Source organism: Quyinboa ferrireducens (assembly GCF_042436675.1).
Taxonomy (GTDB): Bacteria; Bacteroidota; Bacteroidia; order Bacteroidales; family UBA5342; genus JBHJHP01.
In genome coordinates this window covers 36,559-55,636 of the sequence record NZ_JBHMVA010000002.1, presented here as the reverse complement: position 1 = coordinate 55,636, position 19,078 = coordinate 36,559, and the positions used below count along the sequence as shown (strand labels likewise).

The following is a 19,078-nucleotide window of genomic DNA, read 5'->3' as shown; positions in this document are numbered from 1 at the left end:
TAAACGCATGGATTCCGCACTACAAATTCTTAAAAAACAGTTTACCATCAATCCCAAAGATGTCGATTTTCGTTGCACGTTAAAAGTAAGTTCTCTTATTAATTATTATATTGAAGCTGCCTGGAATCATGCCGAGGCTTTAAACCTGGGATTCAGTCATCTGACACCTTTAGGATTAGCGTGGGTATTAACACGTTTAAAATTCATTATACACTCTGTGCCAACCTGGCCTGGTGAATTAGTCCTGGAAACCTGGCCAAAAGGCATGGACAGAATACAATACATAAGAGATGCCGAAATAAAAGATGGAAATAATAAAGCTGTTGCATCCATCACAAGTACCTGGATGATCATTGATGCAAAATCCAAAAGACCGAAAGTTCACCTGAAAGATGAGGAGTTATTATATAAACTAAAAGACAAACATGCAGTGGAGGAAACACTTCCTGCTTTATCCTTTTCCGGTGAACCGGAATCGGTTACACCATACACTGTCAGATACTCCGATGTAGATATGAATCATCATTTAACCACTCTTCGCTATCTGGAATTTATGTTCGACACCTATTCGGAAGACTTTATCCTCAAAAACCAGCCAAAAGAAATAACCGTAAATTTTCTAAGAGAAGTAATGTTTGGATCCAGGCTTGAGATGAAACGCTTTATCTCAGATAACTACCATGGATTCGAATTACTGAATACGGATACAGGAACTGTAAGTTTCAGGGGCGAAATTGTTTACTGATCCTTCTCACTCAGTTCAAGCCACCGCATTTCTGTCTCATCCAGTTCATCCATGATGATTTGAATCCGGTTCGATTTATCCATCAACTCGTCATTGCTTAAATTTCCTGAACTCAGGGCCGATTCGATCTCTGTTTTTTCAGTTTCGAGCTGACCAATTTTTTGTTCAAGCGCCTCCATTTCCTTACGCTCCTTCCAGGTTAGTTTGTTGGTTGCTTTTTTGGGTTCAGGCTTTTTGTCCGGCTGTTTTTTCTTCTGTTCATCCAGTTGTTCCTGTCGCTGTTCTTCCTTTATTTTCTGACGAAATTCCGTATAATTACCGGGAAAATCCCTGACAACGGCATTTCCTTCAAAAACAAACAGATGATCCACCACGCTGTCCATAAAAAAGCGGTCGTGCGACACCACAATCAGTGAACCCTGAAACTCCTGCAGATAACTCTCCAGGATGCCCAGCGTCATGATATCGAGATCGTTAGTCGGTTCATCCAGAATCAGAAAATTCGGATTCTTCATCAGTACCGTCATCAAATACAACCGTCGTTTTTCACCACCACTCAGCTTTTCAACCAATACATGGTGCATGGAATTTGGAAACAAAAAATGGTTCAGATATTGCGCCGGAGTGACCTTATGCCCGTCACCCAGTTCAATGTGCTCTGATATATCTGTAATCACCTCAATCACCTTTTTACCAGCACTGAAATCCATACCATCCTGTCTGAAATAACCTATATTAATGGTTTCACCGGTATCAATAGTACCGGAATCCGCTTTCAATGCTCCCGTTAGAATATTCAGGAAAGTCGATTTCCCGGTTCCGTTCTCTCCAACGATTCCGAGCTTTTCGAACCGTGAAAATATATATGAGAAATCTTCCAGAATCGTAAGATTACCGAATGATTTACCGATATGCTTCAGTTCGATGATCTTCTTACCCATACGTGATGATTTCACCCGGATATCCACCTGATCCTCGTTGAACCGCTGCGAAGCTTTATCCTTCAGGTTATAGTAATTATCTATCCTGTATTTGGCTTTATGGCTACGGGCTTTTGGCATCCGGTTCATCCAGTCCTGCTCTGTACGCAACAGGTTCTGGGCTTTCTCCACTTCGGCTTTCATCACCTCAATGCGCTCTTCTCTTTTCTTAAGAAAATAACTGTAATTGCCCTGGTAGGTATAAATGGTCTGATCCTCCAGTTCAATGATCTGGTTGCAGACACGGTCCAGAAAATAGCGGTCGTGTGTCACCATAAACAGTGCTGCAGACATCCGTTGAAGGTATTCCTCCAGCCACTCAATCATATCCAGGTCCAGATGGTTGGTCGGTTCATCCAGGATCATCAGATCAGGTTCACTGATCAGAATTACAGCCAGTGCCAGTCGTTTTTTCTGGCCTCCGGAAAGCTGTCCCACTTTCTGCTCAAAACGTGGTATTTTCAGTTTGGTCAACACCTGTTTTATCCTGACTTCATAGTCCCAGGCTTTGGCCACATCCATGGCATCAATGGCTTTATGAATACGGTCAGGATCATTGCTTTCAACAGCCTCTTCGTAGTCCCTGACAATTGTTGCTGTTTTATTGCTGACATCAAACAACGTATCCACTACAGTCAGTTCCGGATCAAATTCTATATCCTGCTTCAGGTAACCGATGGTCACATCCGGTAATACATTTACAGTACCACTATCCGCAATATCAAGACCGGTAAGGATGTTCAGTAATGATGTTTTGCCGGTACCATTACGCGCTATCAGCGCCATTCGGCTATCATCTGCTAGAGTAAAATTAATGGCATCAAACATTAATATCTCGCCCCAGTACTTACTTAAATCCTTAACTTCTAACAGTGCTCCCATCTTAAAATTTTATGGTGCAAAGAAACAAAATAAATGTTAGGGACATCCGATTCGGGTGTCCCTAACATTTATTATTTCATTTAATTTAATTCAGTACCTAGGAAAACAAAAAACCCGGCTAAAATTAGCCGGGCTATAGACTTGAAAATTTTTCTCAATTAAGCAAACTTATAATTGCTCATCTGATCAATGCTGAAGTTTTCAATGAAATCAGCATGTTTGTGGTTTTCAGATTTCGCAAACTGCAGGAATACCTGGGCAGACCTTCTGAAACGGTCGTCGCGGTTGGTATCCAGAACAAGTAAATAGCTCATAATAATGTTACCAGCCATTTCAACCAGACGACGTGCCTGGAAATCGAGGTATTCATTATCTTTTAAAGCCTGTACCTTATTAACTGTCTTTTCGTATTCCTCCGTCATTCCGATCAGTGTACGGCGCATCGGATGCAACTCAGGTACCAGATCCTGCATTTCGTATTCCCGCATCTGTGCCAGCAGACCATGCGTTGTTACACCACGGATGGCAGCAACCACCTGCAGCTGTGTCGTTCCTTCATAAATAGAAGTGATACGGGCATCACGGTAAATTCGCTCCACCGGATAATCCTTCATAAAACCGGATCCACCATGAATCTGCACAGCATCATACGCATTCTGGTTACAGAATTCACTGGATAATCCTTTTGCCAGTGGTGTAAACATATCGGCCAGCTTCTGATATTTCTTCATTTCCGCACGCTCATCCTTTTCAAGTGAACGCTCTTCGGCAATGTGCATATACGTTTTGTAAATATCCACAAAGCGCGATGTTTCATACAACAGAGTTCTGGAGGCATCCAGTTTGGCTTTCATGATGGACAGCATTTCGTAAACTGCCGGGAAATCCAGGATCGCCTTATCAAACTGCTGACGTTCTTTAGCATAAGCCAGTGCTTCCTGATATGCGGCTTCTGATACACCTACCGACTGGGCAGCAATACCCAGACGGGCACCGTTCATCAGGGCCATCACATATTTAATCAAACCCAGGCGGCGTGATCCAACCAGTTCTGCTTTGGCATTTTTGAAGACCAATTCACAGGTTGGCGACCCTTTGATCCCCATTTTATTTTCGATGCGGCGCACAGAAACACCACCATCATTTTTATCATAAATAAACATGGACAATCCACGACCGTCTGTTGTTCCTTCCTCGGAACGGGCAAGCACCAGTGAAATATCGCCGTCACCATTTGTAATGAAGCGTTTTACGCCATTCAGAATCCACTCGTCTTTCTTCTCATTGTAAGTCGCTTTCAGCATCACAGCCTGAAGGTCAGAACCGGCATCCGGCTCTGTCAGGTCCATAGCCATGGTTTCTCCTGCACAAACACGCGGCAGATATCTTTCCTTCTGTTCCTCAGACGCAAACTCATTTATGGTTTCGGCACAGTCCTGCAATCCCCAGATATTCACAAAACCGGCATCAGCACGCGATACGATGTCTGCTGCCATAATGTAAGGTACAATCGGGAAATTCAGTCCGTTATACTGACGGGGCAATGTTATCCCCATCAGACCAGCCTTAACCAGGGCGTCAATATTTTCTGCAGTTCCTTTGGCATACTGCACACCATGATCAACGAGTTTGGGACCTTCGGCATCAACCGATTCTGCATTCTCTGCAATGATATCCGCACTGATCTCTCCTACAATTTTCAGCACCTCATCGTAGCTGTTCATGGCATCCTCGAAATCTATCGGGGCATAATCGAACTTATCTTTTTCAGTAAAATTTCTCTCTTTTAACGCCACAATTTTTTTCATCAGTGGATGGTCGAGATGAAACCTTAAATCGGGGTTATCTGTATAATAATTAGCCATTGTTTCAAAATTTAAGATTAAACCTTACTTGGTGTTTTGTTTGTAGTATTTGATCATTTTCGGGATGATGTTCTCCAGGTTCCCGTGAATGGCATAATCGGCAATGCGATTGATCGGTGCATTCGGATCATTATTAATTGAAATAATCATGGCACTTTCCTCCATTCCGGCAACATGCTGAATCTGACCCGAAATACCGCAGGCAATATACAGCTTGGGCCTTACGGTAACACCGGTCTGTCCGATCTGACGATCCTTTTCGCAGAAACCGGCATCAACAGCCGCTCTGGATGCACCGACCTCGGCACCAAGTACAGAAGCCAGTTCAAACAACAGATCGAAATTCTCCTTTGAACCGACCCCATAACCACCGGATACGATAATGGATGAATTCTTGATGTTCACTTTGGATTTCTCCATGTGGCGCTCAATGATTTTCACCACCAGATCTTCCTCTGAAAGCATTTTATCCACATCAATCTTCTGGGTCTTTCCTTTATAAATGTCAGAAACGATTTCTTTTTTCATCACCCCTTCGCGAACTGTAGCCATTTGCGGACGACAGTCAGGATTGATAATAGTTGCCACGATGTTTCCACCAAAGGCCGGACGGATCTGATACAACAGATTTTCATACGTTTTACCTGCCTTTTTATCCACATGAGGACCAATTTCAAGAGAGGTACAATCTGCTGTTAAACCACTGTGCAAGGCCGAAGAAACACGCGGTCCAAGGTCGCGTCCCACACTCGATGCTCCCATAAGGCCAATCTGTGGCTTTTCTTCCTTAAACAGTTCAATCAATATTTTAGAATGCGGTAAAGTGGTGTACGGACTTAAACGAGGATCGTCGCCCACGTGAAGTACATCCACACCATATTTAAATACATATTTACCTATATTTTCCAGCTTTGACCCCAATGCTACAGCTTCGAGTTTACAGTTCAGCTCATTGGCGAGCGTACGTCCCTTGGTCAGTAGTTCAAGGCTGACATCAGCCACATGACCATCTTCAATTTCCAGATATACAAAAACGTTATTCATAATCCTGTGTTTTTCTGATGAGGTTTAACCTATAGTATGATTCAGAATCAGTTCCTTCATCAGATCTTCGATATCTTCATCGTTCGAAGTAAGGATCTTAGATTCTTTAGCCTGAAATACAATGTTCTCAATTGCTTTCACCTTTGTTGGTGATCCGGATAAACCAAGTTGTTCCGATTCGGCTTTGATATCCGCAGCTGTCACTTCCTGAATATTCAGGTACGGTCTTTCGCTATACATCACCATATAATCTTCATTCTCGTCTACCCGCTCAGTAACTGTTTTGGCATGCTTATACTTCATCAGCAAACGTGCGTTCCTAGGGCGACATGCAGCAGCTGAACTATTCACTGTAACCACTATTGGTAACGGACCTTCAACTGTTTCAACACCACGCTCTAAACGGCGTTTAACAACAACCTTGCCCTTTTCGGCAGATAAAATTTCCTCTGAATAGGTTACCTGTGGAATGCCAAGCTTTTCAGCCACCTGCGGACCTACCTGTGCAGTATCACCATCAATAGCCTGACGTCCCGCAACAATCAGATCAAACGGCCCGATTTTCTCTATGGTTCTTGCCAGTGCATAAGAGGTGGCCAATGTATCTGAACCGGCAAAGGCACGGTCTGTCAACAGAAAACCATTGTCCGCACCACGGTATAAACCTTCACGGATGATTTCAGAAGCACGGCCCGGTCCCATCGTCAGGATGGAAACTGTGGCTCCGGCATACTTATCTTTTAATCTTAGCGCCTGTTCGAGTGCATTCAAATCTTCAGGATTGAAGATGGCTGGCAGAGCGGCCCTGTTTACGGTACCATCTGCTTTCATGGCATCTTTCCCAACATTTCTGGTATCGGGAACCTGTTTTGCCAATACGAGAATTTTTAAACCCATAATGTATCAGTTTTTTAAAAAACAACACACAAAAATAGTCGCCAACCCATGTTAAGCAAGCCATCCCGGGAATCCACCGAATATGTTCTTTAGCATAAAAAGCATACTACCTATATAATTATCTGAATATCTATCTCTTACACTACGAGTCCATTCATTCTTTGGGGTTTTGCAAGCGTAGTTTATATTAATTCTGTTTAAAGATAGGCAGCTGATATAAAGTGATCCGGTTACTTTTGGTTCTTCAGTTAATAAAATTATACGCTATGCGAAACAGTATGAAATTTGATTATTATTTTTATTTAATCTAAATTTGTTATGATTTACCTTTTCAGGGCTTGCATTCATAACTCTCCTCCATTGAATTATTAACCTGAAAAGCGTTTTGCACATGAAAACACCATTACTTTATTTCCTTCTGGCTATGCCTATGGCTCTGTCTGCTCAGGATTGCTTTACGGATTACAAATTTAAGCGTACTGTCAGCCTGACAACAGAAACGGACGTAACAACAATTTCGGCTCACACCGTAGCTATACCGTGGCAAACCAAAGAATTGTATGATGCCGGCAAGCTTATGGCTGATGGAACCGATATCCGGGTCACCGATGCGTCATGTAACGAACTGCCCTTTTTTGTACAGGGTATACCTGATTATGAAAATAACGTGTTGTATGTTAGGGTTCCTGACATAACGGAAGAGGGTTTAACCCTGACTGTGTATTATGGTAAAAGCAGCGAAACAACCAGCAAAATTGACGGGCCCTCAGTCTTTGATCTTTTTTTTGATGATTTTGAAGATGGAGAACTCGGCACGGACAGATGGACTACTGTCGGGCAGTATACCAAATGGACTGAGGCTGACGGTAAGATGACCTACAATGGCGCTTACGGCAACGGCAACATGTTTTTATACGTTACCACAAAAGCCTATTTTGAAGGAAAACTCACATTCGATTTCACAGCCTCTGCCAGCAACTCCAAGTTTTTTGGAATAGCTGATACAGCAGGCCTGAACCGGTTTGGATTCAGATATAAATCCGGAGCCAGATCATATGATACCCTTGATATTGTAGCTACCCTGAAGGATACCATAAATGGTGGCACTTCGGATGGCAAGACCTACCCTTTTGTTAAAACACCGAGGGATATACCTAATATTGTCAGTATTTCGGCTTATGTAAACGAGCAAAACAAAGCGCAGGTTACCCACTTTAAGAATTTTAATACCGGTGATGAAAACAGAGATACATTTCAGGTCAGCTTTTTAGACATGTATGTGATGCGCCCGTTCTTTTCATCCTTTGGTGTAGATATTGATATGGATTTTGTGGGCATCAGAACGTCACCAGGCGGTTATCCGCTAATTGCATGGAACGATGAAGAATATCTGGCAACATCCACAAAAAATATTTCAGAAGAGAATAAACCACTAATTTATCCGAATCCCGGAAAGGGAATACTGAACTTCACTGAAGGTATTGAAAGACCGACCAGAATTACAATATTTGATATTTCAGGAAAGCTGGTTTACAGTTCAGATTTCAGACCTGTTCTCCATGTTCAGCACCTGAATTCAGGACAATATATACTAAAAGCAGACTACCCGGATCGGCAGGTAAACTATTCAAAATTCAGCATTGAAAAATAACATCATATACTGATCCGGTTACTGTTATTTCACCGGATTAATTAAAAGCAAAAGAGCTGCTACCGGAAAACCGGCAACAGCTCTTTTTATCGTTTGAAAAATCGCTAAATTATGCGTTCAAAAACTGGTGAACCTTTGCAGCCATCTGGCGGGCATCATCTATTGCACGAACAACCAGACTGGCACCCATAGCGGCATCACCCGCTGCAAACACCTTATCATTAGAGATGGATTGTCTGTTTTCGTTCACTTTAATGTTACCTCTACCGTCAAGTTCAAGTCCAAGTTCGTTTACAAGTCCTTCGTGTACACAATGTACAAAACCCATGGAAAGCAAAACCAGGTCACAATCAACCACCTTGTTTGATCCCTGTATTTCAACCATTTCCATGCGTCCGTCTGAATTTTTACGCCATTCCACTGTAACAACTTCAGCCTGTTTTACCTTTCCGTTTTCTCCGATAAAACGTTTAGTAGCCAAAGCCCATTCACGCTCGCAACCTTCCTCGTGTGACGATGAAGTCTTCATCACGTTTGGCCAGTAAGGCCATGGATTACCAAAAGCACGTTTTGTAGGTGGTTTTGGCATAATCTCGATCTGGCGAACCCCTTTAGCTTTCTGACGGATTGAAGTTCCCACACAGTCGCTACCGGTATCACCACCACCTATTACCAGTACGTTTTTATTTTCTGCCAGAATGCGCTCTTTAGCCTCATATTTCTGACCTCTGTTTACTTTGTTCTGCTGTTTAAGAAAGTCCATTGCATAGTGGATTCCATCCAGATCACGTCCTTCCGCAGGCAGATCTCTGGGTTTCATCGCACCGATAGCCAACACTACTGAATCATATTCTTTCAGTAGTTGTTCGCCGGTTATATCCACACCCACGTTGGTATTGGTTTTAAATTCAACACCTTCATCTACCAGAACCTCAAGGCGACGGTCAATAACTTTCTTGCTCAGCTTAAAATCCGGAATACCATAACGGAGCAACCCTCCGATGGCGTCGTCTTTTTCAAAAACGGTCACCGAGTGTCCCCAGGCATTCAGTCGTTCAGCAGCAGACAAACCTGCCGGTCCGCTACCGATGACGGCCACTTTTTTGCCAGTCCTCACCTTAGGTGGCTTCGGTACTACATACCCAAGTGCAAATGCTTTCTCTGCAACCGAGCACTCATTCTCACGAATGGTCACCGATTCGTTATGAATATTCAATACACATGATTTCTCGCACAAAGCCGGACAAATACGTCCTGTAAATTCAGGAAATGCGTTCGACTCTGTTAATATTTCATATGCTTCTTTGTAATTTCCTCTGTAAAGTGCATCCTGCCATTCCGGGATTTTACTTGCTACAGTACAAGCCCAGTGGCAAAAAGGTACACCACAATCCATACATCTGGAAGCCTGGAGTTTGCGATCCTCATCGTTTAGCGTCTGTTCCACTTCACTGAAGTCCTCAATACGCTCCTCAATCGGCCGGTATCCTCCATCTTTTTTGGCAACTTCCATAAAACCTTTTGGATTTCCCATCTTAATATATTTTTATTCGGGTCAAACCCTTGTAATCAATTAAATTTTATAACACTTATTAATAATGAACCGAAGGTGTATCTTCTGTCTGTTTCAGCTTCTTATTCAGTTCTCTGATCTTCATCTCTTCCATTACTTTCTTGTATTCGAACGGAATAACCTTAACAAACTTCGGCAGATACTCGTACCAGTTCACCAGGATTTCTCTTGCCTTATCACTGTTGGTATGCAACAGGTGGTTATTGATCATTTCCTGTAGTTCTGTGATATCTGCCCTGTCTTCCAGCGGACCGATTTCAACCAGACCTTTATTACAATAGAAATCAAAATCACCTCTTTCATCCAGCACATAAGCAATACCACCACTCATACCGGCAGCAAAGTTACGTCCGGTTGAACCGAGCACCACCACACGTCCACCAGTCATGTACTCACAACAGTGGTCTCCGGCACCTTCCACAACGGCGCTTGCTCCCGAGTTACGTACGGCAAAACGCTCACCGGCAACACCACGAATATAAACTTCACCGGCAGTTGCACCATACAACGATGTATTACCGATAATGATGTTCTCTTCAGGCTTAAATTTAGAACCTGACGGTGGAACAACGGTAATACGCCCTCCGGAAAGGCCTTTGGCTATGTAATCGTTGGTATCACCTTCCAGTCGAAATGAGACACCTTTTACAAGGAAGGCACCGAATGACTGACCGGCTGATCCTGTAAATGTACAGTTAATGGTATTTGCCGGCAGGCCTTCTTCGCCAAAGCGTTTGCTGATTGCTCCCGATAACATGGCACCAACAGTACGGTCAGTATTCTTGATATCTTTTGCAATCCAGACTTTTTCCTTGCTTCTGATAGCAGGATTTGCCAGTTTAATCAATTCTCTGTCAAGCACATCATCAATTTTATGTACCTGATCGTGTGTGTTATGAATATCGAATGTTTTTCCTTCTTCAGGGAAATAAAGTAAGGGTTTCAAATCAATTCCTTTGGCTTTCCATCCGATATTTTCTTTATCAATTTCAATCAGATCAGTACGACCAATAATTTCATCCATTTTACGGAATCCCATTTCAGCAAGGTTCTCCCTGACTTCCTGGGCAATAAAATGGAAGAAGTTTACCACAAATTCAGACTTACCTATAAAACGTTTTCTCAGTACTTTATTTTGTGTGGCAATACCGGCAGGACAAGTATTCAGGTGACATTTACGCATCATGATACATCCCAGTGTGATAAGTGCAGATGTTGCAAAACCAAACTCTTCAGCACCAAGTAATGCCAGCTTAATGACATCCGTACCGTTTTTAAGCTGTCCGTCGCTCTGAATTTTAACACGACCACGAAGGTTGTTCATCACCAGCGTTTGTTGTGTTTCTGCCAGACCAACTTCAACCGGCATACCGGCATGTTTAATAGAGCTGATCGGAGAGGCACCGGTTCCGCCATCACCACCAGAGATGATGATAAGGTCGGCATGTGCTTTAGAAACACCGGCAGCAATTGTACCTACGCCATTTTCCGAAACCAGTTTCACTGAGATTTTGGCATCCGGGTTAGTACATTTCAGGTCATAGATCAGCTGAGCCAAATCCTCGATAGAATAAATATCGTGATGCGGCGGAGGTGAAATCAATGTAATACCCGGTGTTGAATTACGGGTCTTTGCAATAATCCGGTTCACCTTATGCCCGGGCAACTGACCACCTTCACCAGGTTTTGCCCCCTGAGCTATTTTAATCTGAATTTCATCGGCATTCACAAGATAGTTGTTGGTCACACCAAAACGACCAGATGCGACCTGCTTGATAGAAGAACGCTTCGGTGTATTGAAACGCAACGGATCTTCACCACCTTCACCAGTGTTACTTCTACCGCCCACTTTATTCATGGCTACAGCCAGGGCTTCGTGCGCTTCTTTGGAAATTGAACCGTATGACATCGCTCCGGTAATAAAGCGCTTCATAATTTCGCTTACCGGCTCAACTTCGGAAATATCAATTGGATTGCGTTTAACCTTGAACGATCCTCTTAAGAATGCATGCCGGTTTTGCTTGTCAATGAGACGTGAATACTCTTTAAATTTTCCGTAATCATTATGGCTGGTAGCCCACTGCAATAAACCAATAGTTTCCGGGTTCCATGCATGATGCTCTCCGTTACGACGGTAAGCATACGTACCATTCATCTGGAAATTATCAGGTGTCATAACATCATAAGCTTTATTATGACGCATAATGGATTCCTTTGCAATTTCTTCCAATCCAACACCACCAATACGACTCATGGTTGTTGTAAAGTACTTTTCAACAACATCCAGCGATACGCCAACAGCCTCATACATCTGTGCACCATGGTACGAACGCAAAGTAGAAATACCCATTTTAGACATGATCTTCAGAAGCCCTTTACTTATCCCCTTGATATAATTTTCACGGGCTTTCGGATAATCCATCTTAATTTTTCCGGTTTCGCACTGATCACAAATAACGGCAAATGCCACATACGGATTAATTACCGATGCACCATAAGCCAGCAACAATGCAAAATGATTCACTTCCCTGGCCTCACCGGTCTCAACAATCAAACCGGTCTGCATACGTTTTTTTGCACGTATCAGGTAGTGGTGAACCGCTGAAACTGCCAGCAGCGAAGGAATTGCTATATGATCCTGATCGATGGCACGATCAGAAAGTATAATATAATTTTTATTCTCGTCAACTGCTTTCTCAGCATCCTTACACAAATTCTCAAGTGCTTTCTCCAACCCTTTCTCCCCTTCTTTTGCGGGGAACATCATTTTCAGGGTAACATGGGAAAACTCTTCATGCTTCAGATCTTTAATTTTGCCAAGGTCGGTATTTGTAATAATAGGCTGATCAAATTTTATCAGCTTACAAATGTCCGGCGATTCTTCCAGAATATTCTGGTTCACTGAACCAATATAATTGGTTAGAGACATTACCAGTCCTTCACGAATTGAGTCAATTGGTGGGTTAGTAACCTGGGCAAATGTTTGTTTAAAATAGTTGAAAAACAATTGTGAATTGGGCGACAATACAGCCAGTGGCGTATCATTACCCATGGAACCTGTTGGTTCCTGACCGTTAATGGCCATAGGCTCAAGAATATCCTTAACATCTTCTTTTGAATAATCGAAAACCTTAAGGTATTCACTGTATTTGTCCCCGAGCTGAGAAGGTACCCGTTTAATAACCTGAATATCTTCAAGTTCCATACGGTTTTCTTTCAACCAGTTCTGATAAGGGTTACGTCTTGTCAATTCTGCCTTAATTTCCTCATCCGGTATAATGATACCAAACTGAGTGTCGACCAGCAAAATTTTACCCGGACGCAAACGCCCTTTATATACGATGTCTTCAGCAGGAAATGTCTGAACACCAACTTCCGATCCCATAACAATAAGGTCATTCTTGGTGATCACATAACGCGATGGTCTTAAACCGTTTCTGTCGAGCGTTCCACCAATATAACGTCCATCGGAAAATACGATAGAAGCCGGACCATCCCATGCTTCCATAATGGTGGAATGATATTCGTAGAATGCTTTCAGGCTATCCGGAATCGGGTTCTTTTCGTTGAAAGATTCCGGGATCAGCATGCTGAGTGCATGCGGTAAAGACCTTCCTGCCATGAACAGAAATTCCATAGCATTGTCAAGCGACGCGGAGTCACTTTTGTTCGGCTCAATGATAGGAAATACTTTCTTAAGGTCATCCCCCAGAAGGTCAGACTTAAGAAGCGCTTCACGAGCCTGCATCCATAAACGGTTACCACGAATGGTGTTAATCTCGCCATTGTGTGCAATAAACCTGAATGGTTGCGCCAGATCCCATGTTGGGAATGTATTGGTAGAAAAGCGTGAATGCACCAGTGCAATGGCACTGATAAACTTAGGATGATTAAGGTCAAGATAATACTGCCCCACCTGTTCAGGTGTTAACATCCCTTTGTAAACCAATACTTTTGTTGATAAACTGGGTAAATAAAACTTACCCTTTTCCTGAAACTTGGAATCACGAATCTTCCGCTCTGTGATTTTACGCACCACATAAATTTTGCGTTCAAGCACATCCTGCTCCAGGTTTCCTGTAACAAAAACCTGTTTAATCTTCGGTTCTGTGCGCATAGCAATCTCACCTATCGCGGTACTGTCTACCGGTACATCACGATAACCGATGATTTGAAGACCTTCTTCCTTTGCCGTTTCGTTAAATACTCCCATGCAACTATCCGCTTCATACGGATCGTTGGGCAAAAACATTAACCCGGTACCATATCTTCCGGGTGATGGAACTTTTATTCCCTGCGACACGATAAAATCGTGTGGTACCTGCACCAAGATACCTGCTCCGTCTCCTGATTTATTATCAGCACTTTCTGCACCCCTGTGAGTCATATTCACAAGAACCTCTAATCCCCTCTGGATTATTTCCTGGGATTTATGTCCTTTGATATGAGCCACAAAGCCGATGCCACAATTGTCATGCTCATTAGCGGGATGGTACATTCCCTGAGCTTTTGGTAATCCACTCTGCATACTCTAATTTTTTAGGAACTCAGTCAAAAAAATATTTTAAAGAACGTCACCTAACATGGTGTTTTTCAAAAAGATAAAATCTTGTCTCTTGTCAAAATATCAAAATTTAACGGTTTTTGGCCGTTTTTATTGACAGTTTGTCGCAAAAATAGGCTAAATGCTTATAAGTTCCAAATATTAAAGTTACAATACATGTTTTATAACAATATTATAGAACAGTTTTAACAATTTTACATGAAACGAAACAAGGAAAAGGAAAAATATTTTTTAAGTGTATTATTTACATTTAACTTTTTACTATCTTTGTTGCTTAATTGAAATCAGTAAACAACATTAAATATACTAAAATGGAAAATCTTAAAAGTCTGGAAGTTTGGTTCATCACAGGTAGTCAGCATTTATATGGTCCAAAGACCCTTCAACAGGTTGATGAGCATTCTGCACAGATTGCAAAAGCATTCAATGACAATTCAAAAATTCCCGTTAAAATTGTATTTAAACCGGTTTTAAAAACTCCGGATGAAATTTACACGTGTTGTCTTGAAGCCAATACTGATCCGAACTGTATAGGTTTAATAACCTGGATGCATACCTTCTCTCCTGCAAAAATGTGGATCAATGGATTAAGTGTACTGAACAAGCCATTTGTGCATTTACATACACAGTTCAACCGGGATATTCCATGGAATGAAATCGATATGGACTTTATGAACCTGAATCAATCGGCACACGGAGACCGCGAATTTGGTTTCATTTGTACAAGGTTACGTAAGGAACGTAAGGTAATTGTTGGACACTGGCAGGATGAAAAAGTTGTGGATCAGTTGGCTGTATGGACAAGAGCAGCAGTCGGTTATCACGAATCCAAGAATCTTAAAATTTGTCGCTTTGGTGATAACATGCGTTATGTTGCAGTAACTGAAGGTGACAAAGTTGAAGCCAATAAAGTATTTGGCTGGCAGGTGAATGCACATGGTGTCGGTGAGCTTGTTAAGAGCATGGATAATGTAAAAGATGATGAAATTGACGCTGTTGTTAAGGAATACAACGAAAAATATAATCTGGAAGACATGTCCAGTAAAAATGTTCGTTACCAGGCTAAAATAGAGCTAGGGATGAAGAAGTTTTTGGACAAATTTGGTTACAAGGCATTTACAACCAACTTTGAAGATCTTCACGGTCTGGAACAACTTCCCGGACTTGCATCACAACGCTTAATGGAACAGGGATATGGTTTTGGTGCTGAAGGTGACTGGAAACAATCAGCACTGGTGCGCATTATGAAAGTGATGGCAACTGGCCTTGAAGGTGGTTGTTCTTTCATGGAGGACTATACATACCATTTGGATCCTGCCCAACCGGCTATTTTAAGTTCTCACATGCTGGAAATTTGTCCTTCCATCGCTAAAGGGAAACCAAATATTGAGGTTCATCCTTTAGGCATTGGTGGCAAAGATGATCCTGCCCGTCTCGTATTTGACGTACCGGAAGGACCTGGTGTAAATGCGTCCGTTGTTGATATGGGCGGCAGAATGCGTTTGATCGTTAACCCAGTTAACTGTATCAAGTCTAACCCTCTTCCGAAATTACCGGTTGCAAGGGCATTCTGGATTCCGGAACCAAATCTGGAAATCGGAGCTGCAGCGTGGATATTTGCTGGTGGTGCACACCATACCAGCTTCAGTATGGCACTGAACAAAGAATATTTCCAGGACTTCGCTGAAATGGCTGGACTGGAACTTGTCGTAATAGATAATAATACAACCATTCCTGAATTCAAAAAAGAGTTACGCTGGAATGACATGTACTATCTTTTAGCGAATGGTGTAAAATAAAATACACATACAATATTTGTTTAAAACCCGGTTCTTACCGGGTTTTATTTTTTTGAATTACTCCTTCTTCAAAAGCCTGTACAAAACAGTCACCGCTTAATATTTCTGAACCGAAATACTCAACGATATAATAATATATTTATCAACATTAAATAATTGTTAATTATTTTTTTGCTAAATTCGTAGCCTGTTTATCGTTTATGAAAAAAGTTGAAAACAAAGGCAATAAAAGGTCCAGGGTTGAATTAAGAATTGTTATTACATTTCTTATTGTAGGTGTATTGTGGATTATTGGTAGTGATTTCCTTGTTAATTTATTAACTACCGATCCCAAGATACAGACTTACAAAGGATTAATGTTTGTTATATTGACTACTACTCTCATATACTTTCTTGTCAGGAAGGAATCCGTTAAACAGGATAAAATAAAAGCACAGATAAAATTAAAGGAACTTGAATACGAACACCTTATTGAAAATCAGGATGATTTGCTGGTAAAAGTAGATAAGCAAGGTCGCTTCCTGTATATAAACGAGAAATACTGCACATTTTTTGGAAAATCAAAAGAGGAACTTCTCAACCAGAGTTTTATGCCACTGGTACATGAAGATGACAGACATTCAACGACCTTAAAAATGGAAGAATTGTATAAACCACCCTACAAAACAGTTGTGCAGCAAAGGGTTTATACACCAGACGGATGGAAATGGCTGGAATGGAAAGATACTGCTATTGTTAATGACAAAGATGAAGTATATGAGATTATTGCCATTGGCCGGGATATAACAGATAAAAAGGAGGCTGAATCTCTGATAAACACGGCGCATGAAGAACTCGAAACTTTCTTCGCTCTTACTCCGGACCTTTCCTGTATTGTCAAGTCTGACGGAACCTTTCTAAAAGTAAATAAATCGTGGGAGAGAATACTTGGATATTCAATCGATGAACTTCTCAGTTTTTCATTTACCGAATTAGTTCACCCGGAAGACCTCAATGACACCATGTTTCAGATGGATCAGCAAAAGACCGGGAAATATGTAAAAGGATTTATTAATAGATACAGGTGTAAGAACGGAGCTTATAAAACATTAGAATGGATGGGTACTCCCGCCAATGAAGAAGGAATAATATACGCAGTTGCCAGAGATATTACTGAACGAATTAAGATGGATCGCGAACTGAAGGAAAGCGAGGAGAAGTACAGAAAGCTTTTTGAGCAATCCAATGATCCGGTACTTTTAATTGAAGGCGAAAAATTTATTGAATGTAATCAGGCAACGGTTAAATTACTGGAATATAAAAGCAAAAAAGATATAGTCGGCAAACATCCATGGGATCTGTCTCCTGAATTTCAACCTGATGGGCAACCTTCATATAAAAAAGCCGTCGATCTAATTGAAGAAGCTTTAAAAAGTGGATACAGCAGGTTTGAATGGGTTCATCAGAAGAAAGGCGGAAGGAATTTATGGATTGAAGTTTCACTAACCCCACTGAAAGAAAGAGGAGTTGACATTATTTATACCATTTGGAGAGATATAACCAAACGGAAACAATATGAAAAGGAATTACAAACCAGTCAGAGGAACTTTGAAATTATTGCAGAGAATACCTCTGATTTCATTTTGATTGTTGATCCTGACTTTTTAATTACCTATGTAAGCCCTTCTGTAAATCAGGTATTAGGATATTCACATGAAGAAATAACAAACAAAAACATCCTTCTGTTTGTACATAATGATGACGTGGCATATGTAAAAAACAGAATTATGGAAGAGAGGCAGAAAAACATATTCTCTTCCACTTTTATTAATAAAGCCCGGAAAAAAGACGGAACTGAAATCTGGATTGAATTATCTATTGAACGTATTATAAACAGCAACAATAAACAGGAGTATTCTGTATGTATTGGTCGGGATGTAACAGAAAGGATTAAACATGAAGAAGAATTGAAGCAGGCGCTTGCCAAGGCACGTGAAAGTGATAAACTGAAATCTTCATTTCTTGCCAATATGAGCCATGAAATACGGACTCCTCTGAATGGAATTATCGGATTTTCCGAAATTCTTGCAACAGATTCAGAAATGGATGAAGACACCCGTCAGTCGTACAGTAATATTATCAGAAAAAGCAGCAATCAGTTATTATCCATTTTGAATGACATACTTGATATTTCAAAAATTGAATCTCAGCAAATTGATTTAACGATTGAAGAAAACGAAGTTAATACGCTGCTAAACGATATTTATGATCAATTCAAACCCAATGTAGAAGCAAAAGGACTTGATTTTAAACTCATAATACCTAAAAAAGCGGGTAAATTGAAAGTGATGGGAGACAACCAGCGCATTCTTCAGATATTTGGAAATCTTCTTACTAATGCAATTAAATTCACATCTACAGGTTCAATAGAACTAGGTATTGAACAGTTGAATAATGACTGGGTATTTTTTGTTGCAGATACAGGAAAAGGCATTAAGGATGAATATAAAGAAACTGTTTGGGACCGATTCATACAGGGAGATAGGCTCAGTTCTGATCAACACGGTGGCACAGGGCTTGGATTATCTATATGTAAAAGTCTGACGGAATTGATGCATGGAAAAATATGGTTGACATCTGAATATGGAAAGGGAAGTACTTTTTATTTTACGCTTCCGAAAAAACGGGTATGAAAAGAACGATTATTGAAAACGAATTAATTTTTAATTTCACCAGAAGTTCAGGCGCCGGAGGGCAGCACGTCAATAAAGTCAGTACAAGGGTGGAATTAAGATTTAATGTATCCTCTTCTTCAGGCTTGTCTGACAGTGAGAAACATTTAATTTTTCACAAACTTAGAAATCGAATCAACAATGATGATGAATTTATTGTAACATCACAGGCCTCGCGCTCTCAATTTAAAAATAAGGAATCGGCAACAGAACGTTTTTTCAGCCTGATTGAGTCTGCTCTAAAACCGCAAAAAAAGAGAAAACCTACGCATCCTTCCCGCCAATCGGTCGCTAAGCGGCTTGAACGTAAGCATCAAAAATCAGAATTAAAGCAATTGCGCCGTAAACCCGATTTGTGAAGTTTTGC

11 protein-coding genes are annotated in these 19,078 nt (G+C 41.2%); 5 read left to right on the top strand and 6 right to left on the bottom strand.

Going from position 1 to position 19,078, the window contains the following annotated elements; translation table 11 throughout:
• Positions 1–7: 7 nt before the first annotated feature.
• On the top strand, positions 8–745 hold the full coding sequence (locus tag ACE01N_RS03690; protein ID WP_380584950.1) for an acyl-[acyl-carrier-protein] thioesterase: 738 nt from the start codon (positions 8–10) through the stop codon (positions 743–745).
• Here ACE01N_RS03690 and abc-f read toward each other — a convergent pair.
• The 4 genes from abc-f to ACE01N_RS03670 form a co-directional block, all read right to left on the bottom strand.
• Positions 739–2,607, bottom strand: a complete 1,869-nt coding sequence (gene abc-f / locus ACE01N_RS03685; RefSeq protein ID WP_380584948.1) for a ribosomal protection-like ABC-F family protein — start codon at positions 2,605–2,607, stop codon at positions 739–741. The genes ACE01N_RS03690 and abc-f overlap by 7 nt on opposite strands.
• A gap of 158 nt (positions 2,608–2,765) precedes the next feature.
• Complete coding sequence (locus tag ACE01N_RS03680; RefSeq protein WP_380584946.1) at positions 2,766–4,472, bottom strand: acyl-CoA dehydrogenase family protein; 1,707 nt, start codon at positions 4,470–4,472, stop codon at positions 2,766–2,768.
• 24 nt (positions 4,473–4,496) lie between these two features.
• Complete coding sequence (locus ACE01N_RS03675; protein ID WP_375719475.1) at positions 4,497–5,516, bottom strand: electron transfer flavoprotein subunit alpha/FixB family protein; 1,020 nt, start codon at positions 5,514–5,516, stop codon at positions 4,497–4,499.
• Positions 5,517–5,540: 24 nt separating this feature from the next.
• Entirely contained in the window at positions 5,541–6,413 is an 873-nt protein-coding gene (locus ACE01N_RS03670) for an electron transfer flavoprotein subunit beta/FixA family protein (RefSeq protein WP_375719476.1), read from the bottom strand.
• A gap of 391 nt (positions 6,414–6,804) precedes the next feature.
• On the opposite strand from ACE01N_RS03670, the gene ACE01N_RS03665 reads away from it, so the two are divergent.
• The gene (locus ACE01N_RS03665) at positions 6,805–8,064 is read left to right on the top strand and encodes a DUF2341 domain-containing protein (RefSeq protein WP_380584943.1); all 1,260 of its coding nucleotides are present in this window, start codon (positions 6,805–6,807) and stop codon (positions 8,062–8,064) included.
• A 109-nt stretch (positions 8,065–8,173) separates the two neighbouring features.
• Here the strand turns inward: ACE01N_RS03665 and ACE01N_RS03660 are convergent, their stop codons facing one another.
• Complete coding sequence (locus ACE01N_RS03660; protein WP_380584941.1) at positions 8,174–9,598, bottom strand: glutamate synthase subunit beta; 1,425 nt, start codon at positions 9,596–9,598, stop codon at positions 8,174–8,176.
• A 58-nt stretch (positions 9,599–9,656) separates the two neighbouring features.
• Positions 9,657–14,165: a glutamate synthase large subunit gene (gltB, locus tag ACE01N_RS03655; RefSeq protein ID WP_380584939.1), complete on the bottom strand. Its 4,509-nt coding sequence runs from the start codon at positions 14,163–14,165 to the stop codon at positions 9,657–9,659.
• Between the two features lie 347 nt (positions 14,166–14,512).
• On the opposite strand from gltB, the gene araA reads away from it, so the two are divergent.
• The 3 genes from araA (at position 14,513) to arfB (ending at position 19,070) form a co-directional block, all read left to right on the top strand.
• Entirely contained in the window at positions 14,513–16,000 is a 1,488-nt protein-coding gene (gene araA, locus ACE01N_RS03650) for an L-arabinose isomerase (RefSeq protein WP_380584937.1), read from the top strand.
• A gap of 200 nt (positions 16,001–16,200) precedes the next feature.
• Positions 16,201–18,672 (top strand): PAS domain-containing protein, encoded by a 2,472-nt coding sequence (locus tag ACE01N_RS03645; protein ID WP_380584935.1) that lies wholly within the window; start codon positions 16,201–16,203, stop codon positions 18,670–18,672.
• Positions 18,669–19,070, top strand: a complete 402-nt coding sequence (gene arfB / locus ACE01N_RS03640; protein ID WP_380584933.1) for an alternative ribosome rescue aminoacyl-tRNA hydrolase ArfB — start codon at positions 18,669–18,671, stop codon at positions 19,068–19,070. Before ACE01N_RS03645 ends, arfB begins: the two co-directional genes overlap by 4 nt.
• Positions 19,071–19,078 lie beyond the last annotated feature (8 nt).